We start from the raw sequence: 12245 nt of genomic DNA on the forward strand, positions 1-12245 counted from the left end.
CCAGCCCGGCACCCGGGCTATGGCAATGGGTCATGTAGCCTCAGCGCCCAGCAATGCGGCATAGCCCTCCCGGTAGGTTGGAAAACGTGGCGCCCAGCCGGTGGCTCTGGCGGCCGCGTTGCTGCAACGTTTACTACCTGTGCGACGCAGCGGCGCCTCCAGGCAGGGCGCAGTTACGCCCATGCGCTGCCGAAGCCAATCCAGCACTTCATGCAATGGAGCCGGGTCGTCGTCCACTCCAAGGTAACAGTCCCCCAGGACTGCGCCGGTCCAGTCCTGCTCAAGCAAGTGAGCCATCAGCCCGGCGGCATCGTCGGCGTGTATACGATTACCGTATTGCGGCGCTTGCCCCGAGGCGCGATAGCCTTGCCGGGCCTGGTTGAGCAAGCGCTCCCGACCCGGCCCATAGATACCGGTCAGGCGCACCACCGTGGCGGGAACCGGGGTCGAAGCCGCCAGCTTTTCAGCTTCGAGCATCACTTGGCCGGCATAGCCGGTCGGCACAGTGGGCGAGGTTTCGTCGACCCACTCCCCTTCGGTCTGCCCATAGACGCTGCTACTCGAAATGAACAGTAAGCGTCGGGGCACTTGCTGGCGCTCGCCGAGCCAACCCAGTACATGCTCCAGCCCCTGAACATAGGCGCGACGGTAACCGGCCTCATCGTGCTGGTCTGCCGCTACCGCATATACCAGGTAGTCCACAGGCTCACTGGGCCATTGGGAAGGGCACGCGGCCTCATTGAAATCCGCCTGCAGCCCTGGCAGCCCCTGGGGTAGCCGCGCCGGGTCACGACGTATCCCCGTGACGTCCCAGCTCAACGCCTTCAACCGCACCGCCAGGCGCGTACCGATGTCTCCGCAACCCGCGATCATTACCTTGGGTACTGCCATAAAGCCCTCTACCGCGACGCCGAGCGCGCCTGCCCTGTGAAATTTCCGACGCAATTGCTTCTGCTATTAAGAATTACTTGCAATAATGAGGCACCCTTTGTCCCGGCGTCCATCAGCCTGCATGGACCGCCACCTTCCTAAATCAGGTTCGGCCAGCATGAATGTCATCTCGCTTCCCGTTTCGCTTCGCACACTTCGCTTTGCGCCACGCGCCTGGTGCGCTCTCGCCGCACTGCTGTTGAGCCTGGCGGCACCGGCCAGCTTCGCCGATAACGTGGCCGCCACGCAAACCCCGGCCACCGCCGCCTCCGTACCGGCCAACGGCCCCATGGACTCCACCGTGCCCCCTCCGGTGGTGGCTGAAGACGCCCCGGCCATTGAAGACCCAGCCCTGAATCTCGGCCATGACCTGTCCCCGTGGGGCATGTACCAGAACGCCGATGTGGTGGTGAAAGCGGTCATGATCGGCCTGGCGATCGCGTCCATCCTCACTTGGACGCTCTGGATCGCCAAGGGGCTGGAAGTGCTTGGCGCCAAGCGCCGTCTGCGCCGGGAAATCCAGATCCTCAAGCAGGCCACCACCCTGCGCGCGGCTGGCGAGGCGACCAACCAGCCCGGCACCCTGGCTCACTCGCTGGTGCAGGACGCCATGGAAGAACTGCGGCTATCGGCCAGTGCACGGGACAAGGACGGTATCAAGGAACGTGTCAGTTTCCGCCTCGAGCGCCTGGTAGCAGCCTGCGGCCGCAAAATGAGCGCTGGCACAGGCGTGCTCGCGACCATCGGCTCCACCGCCCCCTTCGTGGGTCTGTTCGGTACGGTATGGGGCATCATGAACAGCTTCATCGGCATCGCCAAGACCCAGACCACCAACCTGGCGGTCGTGGCCCCCGGCATCGCCGAAGCCTTGCTGGCTACCGCTCTGGGGCTGGTAGCGGCCATTCCCGCCGTGGTCATCTATAACGTGTTCGCACGCTCCATTACCGGCTATAAGGCCCAGGTCGCCGATGCCAGCGCCGAGGTGCTGCTGCTGGTCAGCCGTGACCTGGATCACCAGCCAGCCGAGCGTGGCAACCAGCCTCACCCCATGGTCAAAGTAGGTTGAGCCATGGGCCTGCATCTTAAGGAAGGCGCTGACGAGCTCGCCGAAAACCACGAAATCAACGTGACGCCGTTCATTGACGTCATGCTGGTTCTGCTCATCATCTTCATGGTGGCTGCTCCTCTGGCAACGGTGGACATAAAAGTGGACCTGCCCGCCTCCACGGCCAAGCCGGCACCGCGGCCGGAGAAGCCGGTGTTTCTCAGCGTCAAGGCGGACAAAGGCCTGTACCTGGGCGATGACGCCGTGGATCGCGCTTCCCTGGGCCAGGCCCTGGACGCGCGTACCCATGGCAAGAAAGACACCACTATCTTCTTCCAGGCTGACAAAGGCGTGGACTACGGCGACCTGATGGAAGTGATGGATGCCCTGCGCGGCGCTGGCTATCTGAAGGTCGGCCTGGTAGGTCTCGAGACGGCAGGCAAGCAATGATCGCAGCCAGCCGTCCCCTGCCGAGCTTCGCGCGCTATGGCGGCAGCCTCGCTTTCGTGCTTGCGCTCCACGCCATCGCCATTGTGCTGGCACTGAATTGGTCGTCCGCTTCTTCACCGCCTCCGGCGCCGCCACCCGCCATGATGATGGAGCTGGCTCCCCTGCCCGAGCCCGAGCCTGTTCCGCCGCCACCGGTGGTGCAGCCGCCGCGCCCAGTGGAAGAGCCGCCGATGCCTAAGGTGGTCGAGGCGCCAAAGCCGGTGATAGAGCTACCCAAGCCTAAGCCCAAGCCAAAACCGCAACCCAAGCCGCAGCCCAAGCCAGAGCCCCCGAAAGAGGTTCCGGTGGAGCAGCCTGCGCCGGCCCCCGCAGCCGCGCCGGCCAAGGCTCCACCCGCGCCACCGCAGCCACCTGCCCCGCCGGTGAGCCAGGCGCCCAAGTGGGAAAGCGAAGTCATGGGCCGTCTGGGCCGCTTCAAGGAGTATCCGCCCCAGGCCCGTAGCCGAGGAACCGAGGGTCAGGTAGTGGTAGCGTTTACGCTCGATAGTCAAGGACGTGTGCTCGATGCCAGCGTGGTAAGCAGTTCGGGCAGCAGCCTGTTGGACCGCGCGGCCCTGCGCGCCGTCAACCGGGCGCAACCCTTGCCTGCTCCGCCCGCCGAAAGGCTGGTCAACGGAACGGTGAATCTGCGCGCACCTTTCACGTTCAACCTGACGCGGGATCGTTAAGCAGGTTTTGATACAAGGCAAAGAGTTCGATAACGTGCGTCTATCGACGGCAGCCGCTATGCTGGGGCCGCAATTTCATGGACGCCCGTTATGACTCTTACAGAACTTCGCTATATCGTCACGCTTGCACAAGAGCAGCACTTCGGCCATGCCGCCGAACGCTGCCACGTCAGCCAGCCCACGCTGTCGGTCGGCGTGAAGAAGCTGGAAGACGAACTCGGCGTACTCATCTTCGAGCGTAGCAAGAGCGCGGTGCGCCTGACCCCGGTGGGCGAAAGCATCGTGGCCCAGGCGCAGAAGGTACTGGAGCAGGCCCAGGGTATCCGTGAACTGGCCCAGGCTGGCAAGAATCAGCTCACCGCGCCGCTCAAGGTCGGCGCCATCTACACGGTGGGCCCTTACCTCTTCCCGCACCTGATTCCGCAGCTGCATCGGGTAGCCCCGCAGATGCCGCTGTATATCGAAGAGAATTTCACCCATCTGCTGCGCGACAAACTGCGCAATGGTGAACTGGACGCCGTCATCGTCGCCCTGCCTTTCAACGAAGCGGACGTCCTTACCCTGCCGCTCTACGACGAGCCGTTCCAGGTGCTGATGCCCAGCGACCATCCCTGGACGCGCAAGGACACCATCGATCCGGCGCTGCTCAACGACAAGAGCCTGTTGCTGCTGGGCGAAGGACATTGCTTCCGCGACCAGGTACTCGAGGCCTGCCCGACCCTGGGCAAGGGCGCCGAGGCCTCGCGGCATACCACGGTAGAGTCCAGCTCCCTTGAAACCATTCGCCACATGGTCGCTTCCGGCCTGGGCGTGTCGGTGCTGCCGCTCTCGGCGGTACATAGTCATCACTACGCGCCCGGGGTCATCGAGGTTCGCCCGATGACCGCGCCAGCGCCTTTCCGCACGGTCGCCATCGCCTGGCGCGCCAGCTTTCCCCGGCCGAAGGCCATCGAGATACTCGCCGACTCCATTCGGCTATGCTCCGTGGCCAAGGCGCCGGCAGCGACGGCCAAAGCAGCCGTATGACCGAGCTGGCAGCCCTACCGGTCACGGCGCTCAAGGGCGTTGGCGAGGCAATGGCCGAAAAGCTGGCACGGGTAGGGCTCGAGACCGTACAGGATGTGCTGTTCCACTTGCCCCTGCGTTACCAGGACCGCACTCGGGTAGTACCCATCGGCAGCCTCCGGCCAGGCCAGGACGCAGTCATCGAAGGCGTGGTCAGCGGGGCGGACATCGTCATGGGCAAGCGCCGCAGCCTGCTGGTGCGCCTTGGAGACGGCAGCGGCGTGCTCAGCCTGCGCTTCTACCATTTCAGCAACGCCCAGAAGGAGGCGCTCAAGCGCGGCACTCACCTGCGCTGCTATGGCGAAGCCCGCCCCGGCGCTTCCGGGCTGGAAATCTACCACCCCGAATATCGTGCCCTGACCGGCGACGAGCCGGCGCCGGTGGAACAGACCCTGACCCCTATCTATCCGCTTACCGAAGGGCTGACCCAGCAGCGCCTGCGCCAGCTATGTCTGCAAAGCCTTTCCCTGCTGGGGCCACGCAGCCTGCCGGACTGGCTACCCGAACCACTGGCGCAGGAGCATCGGCTCGGCCCGCTGGACCAGGCCATCCGCTACCTGCACCAGCCTCCGGCCGATGCGGATGTCGAAGAGCTTGCCGAAGGTCACCACTGGGCACAGCAACGGCTCATCTTCGAAGAGCTGCTTACTCACCAGCTTTCACAGCAGCGTCTGCGCGAAAGCCTGCGCGCCCAGCAAGCGCCGCCGTTGCCACCGGCCCGAACGCTTCCGGCCCGATACCTGGCCAACCTGGGCTTCAGTCCGACCGGGGCGCAGCAGCGGGTAGGCGCGGAAATCAGCTACGACCTTAGCCAGAGCGCGCCCATGTTGCGTCTGGTCCAGGGCGACGTCGGCGCGGGCAAGACGGTAGTGGCCGCCTTGGCGGCCTTGCAGGCCATCGAGGCCGGCTACCAGGTGGCGCTGATGGCGCCCACGGAAATCCTTGCCGAGCAGCATTACCTCAACTTCCAGCGCTGGTTCGAGCCTCTTGGTATCGAAGTCGCCTGGCTGGCGGGCAAGCTCAAGGGCAAGGTCCGCCAGGCCGCGCTGGGGCGCATCGAAGCAGGCGCCCCCATGGTGGTCGGTACCCATGCGCTTTTCCAACCGGAAGTACGGTTCGCGCGCCTGGCACTGGCTATCATCGACGAGCAGCACCGCTTCGGTGTGCAGCAGCGCCTGGCCTTGCGCCAGAAAGGCGTGGATGGCCGGCTCTGCCCGCATCAGCTGATCATGACGGCCACACCCATTCCTCGAACCCTGGCGATGAGCGCCTACGCCGACCTGGATACCTCGGTCCTAGATGAGCTTCCGCCCGGACGTACCCCAGTCAATACCGTGCTGGTGGCCGACAGCAGGCGAATCGAGGTGATCGAGCGTGTCCGCGCGGCCTGCGCCGAGGGTCGCCAGGCCTATTGGGTGTGCACCCTGATCGAAGAATCCGAGGAGCTGACCTGCCAGGCGGCGCAGACCACCTTCGAGGAGCTGACCCTTGCCCTGGGCGAGCTTCGTGTAGGCCTTGTGCACGGACGCATGAAGCCTGCCGAAAAGGCCGAGGTCATGGCCAGGTTCAAGCAGGGCGAGTTGCAACTGCTGGTGGCCACCACCGTTATCGAAGTAGGCGTCGATGTGCCCAATGCCAGCCTGATGATCATCGAGAACCCCGAGCGCCTGGGCCTGGCGCAGCTGCACCAGCTACGCGGGCGCGTTGGTCGCGGTAGTACCGCCAGTCACTGCGTGCTGTTGTACCATCCTCCGTTATCGTTCATCGGCCGCGAGCGCCTGGGCATCATGCGGGAAACCAACGACGGATTCGTGATCGCCGAAAAGGATCTGGAGCTGCGCGGCCCCGGAGAAATGCTCGGTACACGGCAGACCGGCCTGCTACAGTTCAAGGTGGCGGATTTGATGCGCGACGCCCACTTGTTGCCCGCCGTGCGTGAAGCAGCCCAGCGATTGCTGGCCGAGTGGCCGGACCACGTTACACCCCTGCTGGAGCGCTGGCTTCGCCATGGACAGCAATTCGGCCAAGTGTAAAGGCCTTTTCATTCAACCTGCCCGCGTAATTCCCTGAGATGGGTATACTGGCGCTTTGTAAACGTTCGGATACAGCCATGACTGAAGTTGCCCTGGAAGTAGCGACACCGCACGCCCCCCAAGCCATCGAGCAACTCCTGCGAACCCACGGAATCGCTTACCGTGAGGTGATCGAGACGCCTCTGCTCAATCCGGCCCGTCAAGTACAGGCGGTATTGCTGGGGGACGCTGTCGGGCTGCTTCTGGTGCTGCTGCGCAAGGACCAACTGCTGGACCTGACCCGATTGGCAGAAGTCTGTGGGCGGACCCTGACCGCGGTTCCTCTGGAAAAGCTCAAGCGCCTGCTCGATCCACTGAGCCTCGGCGAGCTTCCGGGCATTCCCCTGGCGGTCAGCGCGGCCTGCATGTACGACGAACGCCTGCTCGACATGGAGTACGTACTGGTCGCTTCCGGCCAGCCTGGCGTACTGCTGGAAATCGCAACGGACCAGAACCAGTTCCGCAAGGCATTGGCCAATGCCAGCTCCGCGCGCTTCGGTGAACCCGTGGCCAAGCACCTCGCCCAGGGCGACCTCACTGGGTCCCTGGCGACCATTTCCAAGGGCGTCCAGGCGTTCACCGCGCGTCGGATCCAGCAGCGTCTCGAAGACACCATCGAGATTCCCCCACTGGCGACCACGGCGCAGAAAATCATCAAGCTGCGGGTCGACCCGGATGCCAGCACCGACGATGTGACCGGCGTGGTTGAAACCGACCCGGCCCTGGCGGCGCAGGTAGTCAGCTGGGCGGCGTCGCCCTACTACGGATCGGTGGGCAAGATCCGCTCGGTTGAAGATGCCATCGTGCGTGTGCTGGGCTTCGACCTTGTGATCAATCTGGCCTTGGGGTTGGCGCTGGGCAAGACCTTGACACTCCCCAAGGACAAGCCACAACAGGCGACGCCCTACTGGCAGCAATCCTTGTACACCGCCGCGGTGGTGGAAGGCCTGACCCGGGCCATCCCTCGTGCCCAGCGACCGGAAGCGGGCCTGGCATACCTTGGCGGCCTGTTGCACAACTTCGGCTACCTGCTGCTGGCCCACGTGTTTCCCCCGCACTTTTCACTGGTTTGCCGCCATCTGGAGGTCAACCCCCACTTGCCCCATGCCTTCGTGGAACAGCACCTGCTGGGCATCAGCCGGGAACAGGTCGGCGCCTGGCTCATGAAACACTGGGACATGCCCGAAGAACTGGTCACCGCCCTGCAATACCAGAACGATGCCAGCTATGACGGCGAGCACGCGGTGTACGCCAACCTTGTGTGTCTGGCGGTACGCCTGCTGCGAGCCCATGGCAAGGGCTTCGAGGTCGAGGAAGACATCCCCGATGCGCTGCTCGAGCGCCTGGACATCACCCGGGAAAAGGCCAACGAAGTGGTGACCAAGGTGCTGGATGCCGAACAGTTGCTGCGCGAACTCGCCCAGCAGTTCGGCCAGGGTTGAGGGCATCTCGCCCGAGCGCCTGCGTCGGCGGAGAGGCATCGCCCTTCCGCCTGGCGCCGGAGGAGTACGCTTAGCCGATGCTCTCGCGCAGGTTCTTCCCGGGCTTGAAGGCCACGGTATTGCTCGCTCGAATCTTCACCGGCTCACCTGTTTGCGGGTTCTTGCCCGTACGCGCGCCTCGGTGGCGCTTTTCGAACGTGCCAAAGCCCACCAGCGTGACATTTTCTTTGTTAACGGCCTGGGTGATCTTGTCCAGCATGATCTCTAGAACGCGATTGGCCTGATCCTTGGTGAGATCAGCTTTCTCGGCGATAGCCTGGGTAAGCTCAGGTTTGCGCATGAATGATGCCTCTTTACGGTTTTTGTTGTTATGTCCGGCCAGGTAACCCCATGCCGCTGCGCACGCGGACCCCTATCCACGGCTGACCCAGCGAGAATGGCACGCCCTGCGCACCCGCGCCAGTGGCGCGACGCGCTTTATACCGGTAATTCCGAGCCGATTCCGACGGACTGGACGGTGAATTGGCCGATGCGCGGGCCTTAGATGACCTCGACCATTTCAAAGTCATTCTTGCCTACACCGCAATCCGGGCATAGCCAGTCTTCCGGAACATCGTCCCATGAGGTGCCCGGTGCCAGCCCCTCCTCCGGGCAGCCAGCTGCTTCGTCGTAGATGAAACCACATACCACGCACTGCCATTTTTTCATTGCATCGCCTCATTGACCCACTATAGCCGCAACCGACCTGGCGGCCGTTCCATGCTAAGCTCAGGGCCTGCCAACCGCCATGCCTTATACCGTGCCGCAATCCACCGACGCTTTCCATCCGCCTGCCTGGTCTGATCACCTGGAAACGGCGGATTCCCAATGCCAGGACTGGCTTTTCGACACCGGCTCCCTTACCCGTCGGCTGAGAAGACTATCTGCAGACAGCCTCCAGATAGTCCCACACAGCGAAGGCTGGGCCTCATTGCGCGCGGAGGAATGCCAGGCTCTGGATCTGCCTGTCGACACACTCGGCTGGGTACGCGAGGTCTATCTGGTCGGGTGCGGCAAGCCGTGGGTGTTTGCCCGCAGCGTGGCGGGACAACTGGCACTCAAGGAGGACGGCTTTCCTCTTGTAGCCCTGGGCTCACGCTCTCTTGGCGAGCTGCTGTTCGTCAACGGCGGCTTCAGCCGGGGGCCTATCGAGATCGCACGTTACCCCCTGGCGTGGCTTCCCGCGGGGCTGGCCGCCCATCCTCCCTGGGCGCGCCGGTCGCGATTCCAGCGCGGTGCCCTGGGCCTGCTGGTCAGCGAAGTGTTCCTGGCGGATTTCTGGGCCGCCTTGCCTGGCTCCACGGAGGCCCCCTGATGTACCTGGCATGGCTTCGCGCCCTGAACCGCCTGCACCCGCGCGCCTGGGACTTCATCCAGCTCAGCCGCATGGACAAGCCCATCGGCATCTATCTGTTGCTATGGCCCACGTTGTGGGCGTTATGGATCGCCGGCGAGGGTCACCCCTCTTTGGCCAACATCGTGATTTTCGTGCTGGGCGTGGTGCTGATGCGGGCGGCGGGCTGCGTGATCAATGATTTCGCGGACCGCAAGGTAGACGGCCATGTACGGCGGACTGAACAGCGCCCCCTGGTCAGCGGCAAGGTGCGCGGCCGCGAGGCCTTGGTGTTCTTCGCTGTGCTGGTAACCTTGAGTTTCCTGCTCGTGCTCTGTACCAACCTGGCCACGCTGGAGCTATCCGTCGGCGGGTTGATGCTGGCGGCCAGTTACCCCTTCATGAAGCGCTACACCTACTATCCACAGGTGGTACTGGGAGCTGCCTTTTCCTGGGGCATGCCCATGGCGTTCACCGCCCAGGCCGGTCATTTGCCCGGCGCGGCCTGGTTGCTCTATCTGGCAAACCTGCTCTGGACCGTGGCCTACGACACTTATTACGCCATGACGGATCGAGACGATGATCTGCGCATAGGTGTCAAATCCACTGCCATTCTGTTCGGTAACTCCGACAGGCTCATCATTGGCATGCTGCAAGGGCTGGCCCTCGCTTGCCTGCTGCTGGCCGGGGCGCGCTTCGGCCTGGGCTGGCCCTTCCATTGCGGCCTGGCCGTGGCAGCTGGCTGCTTCGCCTGGGAAGCCTGGCATACCCGGCATAGGGAACGCATGGCCTGCTTCGAGGCTTTTCTACATAACCACTGGGCCGGCCTGGCCATCTTCGCGGGCATCGTGCTCGACTACGCCCTGCGCTGATAAAGACTCGACGGGGCCAGGCGCGGCCCCTCGGGCTTCAGCCACAGGTAGATTGCTTGCTACCCTTAGCCATGCTGTCATGTGACTGCAATATTTCCGTTATCTAATGCAGCGCATCATCCAGGACAGGTTCGAGGGTAAACCATGATGGGGAAAAGCATTCTGATCGTCGACGACGAAGCACCCATTCGCGAGATGATCGCCGTCGCCCTGGAAATGGCCGGCTACGAATGCCTGGAAGCGGAAAACAGCCAGCAAGCCCACGCCATTATCATCGACCGCAAGCCCGACCTGATCCTGCTGGACTGGATGCTTCCTGGCACGTCCGGCATCGAACTGGCGCGTCGTCTCAAGCGCGACGAGCTTACCGCCGGCACCCCGATCATCATGCTCACCGCCAAAGGCGAAGAGGACAACAAGATCCAGGGGCTGGAAGTGGGTGCCGATGACTACATCACCAAGCCCTTCTCACCCCGCGAGCTGGTTGCCCGGCTCAAGGCCGTGCTCCGTCGCGCCGGGGCCACGGACAACGAAACACCTATCGAAGTCGGTGGCCTGCTGCTGGACCCGATCAGTCATCGGGTAACCATCGATGGCCGTCCAGCCGACATGGGCCCCACCGAGTATCGCCTGTTGCAGTTCTTCATGACTCATCAGGAACGGGCCTATACCCGCGGACAACTGCTGGATCAGGTCTGGGGCGGCAACGTCTATGTGGAAGAACGCACGGTGGACGTGCATATCCGACGCCTGCGCAAGGCCCTGGGCGATGCCTACGAGAATCTGGTACAGACCGTCCGTGGCACAGGGTATCGCTTCTCCACCAAGGCCTGACCCTCGCCGCGCGAAAGGATTGATCGCCAATTGAACCGAAACTGGCATGCCGTACTGGTCCGCCATCTACTGCTGCTGATAGGTGCATGCCTGCTGCTGGGGCTGTTGACGGGCCATTACGGTCTCTGCCTGGCCATCGGCCTAGGTGCCTACCTGGTCAACATCCTGCGGCAGTTGCTGCGCCTCCAGCGCTGGCTCAGCCATCAACAGGGCGACGAGCCGCCACCTGAAGCCCATGGCCTCTGGGGCGACGTCTTCGACAGCATCTACAACCTCCAGCGACGCGACAGCCGGGTACGTGCCCGCCTGCAGGGTGTGATCGATCGCGTGCAGGAATCCACCGCGGCGTTGCGGGACGCGGTGATCATGCTCGACAGTGATGGCAACCTGGAATGGTGGAATCCGGCAGCGCAAACGCTTCTAGGCCTCAAGACACCTCAGGACGCTGGGCAGCCGGTTACCAACCTCGTGCGCCATCCTCGCTTCAAGGATTACTTCGAAGCCGAGCACTATGCCGAACCCCTGGAAATGCGTTCGCCCTTGAACGACCGGGTGCGCCTGCAATTCATGATCACACGCTACGGCAACAACGAGCACCTGATGGTGGTCCGGGATGTCACGCGCATCCATCAGCTGGAACAGATGCGCAAGGACTTCATCGCCAATGTGTCGCACGAATTGCGCACGCCCTTGACTGTCATCACCGGCTACCTGGAAACCCTGCTGGACAATGCAGGCCATCTGAACCCGCGCTGGCTGCGTGCGCTGCAGCAGATGCAGCAGCAAGGCAGCCGCATGCAAAGCCTGCTCAATGACCTGCTGCTGCTCGCCAAGCTCGAAGCGACTGATTACCCCTCGGAGAGCCATCCGGTGAACATTCAGGGGATGTTGCAAAGCGTGGTCAATGACGCAACGGCCCTTTCAGGAGAGCGTCATCACCAGATCGTGCTACAGGCGTCGCCCCGCCTCTGCATGAAAGGCAGCGAACCGGAATTGCGTAGCGCCTTTTCGAACCTGGTGTTCAATGCTGTCAAGTACACGCCGGACAACGGCCAGGTGCGGGTACGCTGGTGGCAGGATGACAATGGCCTGCACCTGAGTGTGCAGGATTCGGGTATCGGTATCGAGGGTAAGCACATTCCGCGGCTTACCGAGCGCTTCTATCGGGTCGACTCCAGCCGCAGCTCCAGCACTGGCGGCACCGGGCTTGGCCTGGCGATCGTCAAGCACGTGCTGCTGCGCCACAAGGGGCAATTGGAGATCACCAGCGTGCCGGGCAAAGGGAGCACCTTCACGTGTCATTTTCCATTGAGCCTGTTGGCGCCGGCGGAAATGGAAGAAGACCCGGCGTGACGGCTCTGTAGGAAATTGCTACGGTAAGACACTGGTCAAGCGCAGACTTAATCGCTAGATTCCTTAATTCGCGACCCATCAG

General features: G+C 63.2%; 13 protein-coding genes. 10 read left to right on the forward strand and 3 right to left on the reverse strand.

Annotation, left to right across the window (positions count from 1 at the left end; all coding sequences use genetic code 11):
* Positions 1–30: 30 nt before the first annotated feature.
* Positions 31–891, reverse strand: coding sequence for an SDR family oxidoreductase (locus BN1188_RS05265; protein WP_040260328.1), 861 nt, complete (start codon positions 889–891; stop codon positions 31–33).
* A gap of 157 nt (positions 892–1048) precedes the next feature.
* On the opposite strand from BN1188_RS05265, the gene exbB reads away from it, so the two are divergent.
* The 6 genes from exbB to BN1188_RS05295 all read left to right on the forward strand — a co-directional run bounded on the left by exbB (position 1049) and on the right by BN1188_RS05295 (position 7732).
* Positions 1049–1996, forward strand: coding sequence for a tonB-system energizer ExbB (gene exbB, locus BN1188_RS05270; protein ID WP_040260561.1), 948 nt, complete (start codon positions 1049–1051; stop codon positions 1994–1996).
* Between the two features lie 3 nt (positions 1997–1999).
* On the forward strand, positions 2000–2425 hold the full coding sequence (gene exbD, locus BN1188_RS05275) for a TonB system transport protein ExbD (protein ID WP_040260329.1): 426 nt from the start codon (positions 2000–2002) through the stop codon (positions 2423–2425).
* The gene (locus BN1188_RS05280) at positions 2422–3153 is read left to right on the forward strand and encodes an energy transducer TonB (protein ID WP_040260330.1); all 732 of its coding nucleotides are present in this window, start codon (positions 2422–2424) and stop codon (positions 3151–3153) included. The genes exbD and BN1188_RS05280 overlap by 4 nt, the downstream gene beginning before the upstream one ends.
* A gap of 90 nt (positions 3154–3243) precedes the next feature.
* Entirely contained in the window at positions 3244–4179 is a 936-nt protein-coding gene (locus tag BN1188_RS05285; protein WP_040260332.1) for a hydrogen peroxide-inducible genes activator, read from the forward strand.
* Positions 4176–6251 (forward strand): ATP-dependent DNA helicase RecG, encoded by a 2076-nt coding sequence (gene recG / locus BN1188_RS05290; RefSeq protein WP_040260562.1) that lies wholly within the window; start codon positions 4176–4178, stop codon positions 6249–6251. The genes BN1188_RS05285 and recG overlap by 4 nt, the downstream gene beginning before the upstream one ends.
* 77 nt (positions 6252–6328) lie before the next feature.
* Positions 6329–7732, forward strand: coding sequence for an aminoacyl-tRNA deacylase and HDOD domain-containing protein (locus tag BN1188_RS05295; RefSeq protein WP_040260334.1), 1404 nt, complete (start codon positions 6329–6331; stop codon positions 7730–7732).
* A gap of 70 nt (positions 7733–7802) precedes the next feature.
* Here the strand turns inward: BN1188_RS05295 and BN1188_RS05300 are convergent, their stop codons facing one another.
* Positions 7803–8072, reverse strand: a complete 270-nt coding sequence (locus tag BN1188_RS05300) for an HU family DNA-binding protein (protein WP_040260335.1) — start codon at positions 8070–8072, stop codon at positions 7803–7805.
* 200 nt (positions 8073–8272) lie between these two features.
* Positions 8273–8440 (reverse strand): rubredoxin, encoded by a 168-nt coding sequence (locus tag BN1188_RS05305; protein ID WP_040260336.1) that lies wholly within the window; start codon positions 8438–8440, stop codon positions 8273–8275.
* Positions 8441–8519: 79 nt separating this feature from the next.
* On the opposite strand from BN1188_RS05305, the gene BN1188_RS05310 reads away from it, so the two are divergent.
* The 4 genes from BN1188_RS05310 to phoR all read left to right on the forward strand — a co-directional run bounded on the left by BN1188_RS05310 (position 8520) and on the right by phoR (position 12163).
* On the forward strand, positions 8520–9086 hold the full coding sequence (locus BN1188_RS05310; protein WP_084596153.1) for a chorismate--pyruvate lyase family protein: 567 nt from the start codon (positions 8520–8522) through the stop codon (positions 9084–9086).
* Positions 9086–9976 (forward strand): 4-hydroxybenzoate octaprenyltransferase, encoded by an 891-nt coding sequence (ubiA, locus tag BN1188_RS05315; RefSeq protein WP_040260337.1) that lies wholly within the window; start codon positions 9086–9088, stop codon positions 9974–9976. The genes BN1188_RS05310 and ubiA overlap by 1 nt, the downstream gene beginning before the upstream one ends.
* Positions 9977–10120: 144 nt before the next feature.
* On the forward strand, positions 10121–10810 hold the full coding sequence (phoB, locus tag BN1188_RS05320; RefSeq protein WP_040260338.1) for a phosphate regulon transcriptional regulator PhoB: 690 nt from the start codon (positions 10121–10123) through the stop codon (positions 10808–10810).
* Positions 10811–10840: 30 nt separating this feature from the next.
* The gene (phoR, locus tag BN1188_RS05325; protein WP_040260339.1) at positions 10841–12163 is read left to right on the forward strand and encodes a phosphate regulon sensor histidine kinase PhoR; all 1323 of its coding nucleotides are present in this window, start codon (positions 10841–10843) and stop codon (positions 12161–12163) included.
* Positions 12164–12245: the final 82 nt, after the last annotated feature.

This window comes from Pseudomonas massiliensis (assembly GCF_000826105.1).
In the GTDB taxonomy this organism is placed as follows: domain Bacteria; phylum Pseudomonadota; class Gammaproteobacteria; order Pseudomonadales; family Pseudomonadaceae; genus Aquipseudomonas; species Aquipseudomonas massiliensis.

What these genes read in the sequence shown, in the direction of transcription:
- ubiA (WP_040260337.1), top strand. Translation starts at nt 9,086, where the DNA reads ATGTACCTGGCATGGCTTCGCGCCCTGAACCGCCTGCACCCGCGCGCC.
- BN1188_RS05280 (WP_040260330.1), top strand. Translation starts at nt 2,422, where the DNA reads ATGATCGCAGCCAGCCGTCCCCTGCCGAGCTTCGCGCGCTATGGCGGC.
- BN1188_RS05295 (WP_040260334.1), top strand. Translation starts at nt 6,329, where the DNA reads ATGACTGAAGTTGCCCTGGAAGTAGCGACACCGCACGCCCCCCAAGCC.
- phoB (WP_040260338.1), top strand. Translation starts at nt 10,121, where the DNA reads ATGATGGGGAAAAGCATTCTGATCGTCGACGACGAAGCACCCATTCGC.
- BN1188_RS05305 (WP_040260336.1), bottom strand. Translation starts at nt 8,440, where the DNA reads ATGAAAAAATGGCAGTGCGTGGTATGTGGTTTCATCTACGACGAAGCA.
- BN1188_RS05265 (WP_040260328.1), bottom strand. Translation starts at nt 891, where the DNA reads ATGGCAGTACCCAAGGTAATGATCGCGGGTTGCGGAGACATCGGTACG.
- exbD (WP_040260329.1), top strand. Translation starts at nt 2,000, where the DNA reads ATGGGCCTGCATCTTAAGGAAGGCGCTGACGAGCTCGCCGAAAACCAC.
- exbB (WP_040260561.1), top strand. Translation starts at nt 1,049, where the DNA reads ATGAATGTCATCTCGCTTCCCGTTTCGCTTCGCACACTTCGCTTTGCG.
- BN1188_RS05300 (WP_040260335.1), bottom strand. Translation starts at nt 8,072, where the DNA reads ATGCGCAAACCTGAGCTTACCCAGGCTATCGCCGAGAAAGCTGATCTC.
- BN1188_RS05310 (WP_084596153.1), top strand. Translation starts at nt 8,520, where the DNA reads ATGCCTTATACCGTGCCGCAATCCACCGACGCTTTCCATCCGCCTGCC.
- BN1188_RS05285 (WP_040260332.1), top strand. Translation starts at nt 3,244, where the DNA reads ATGACTCTTACAGAACTTCGCTATATCGTCACGCTTGCACAAGAGCAG.
- recG (WP_040260562.1), top strand. Translation starts at nt 4,176, where the DNA reads ATGACCGAGCTGGCAGCCCTACCGGTCACGGCGCTCAAGGGCGTTGGC.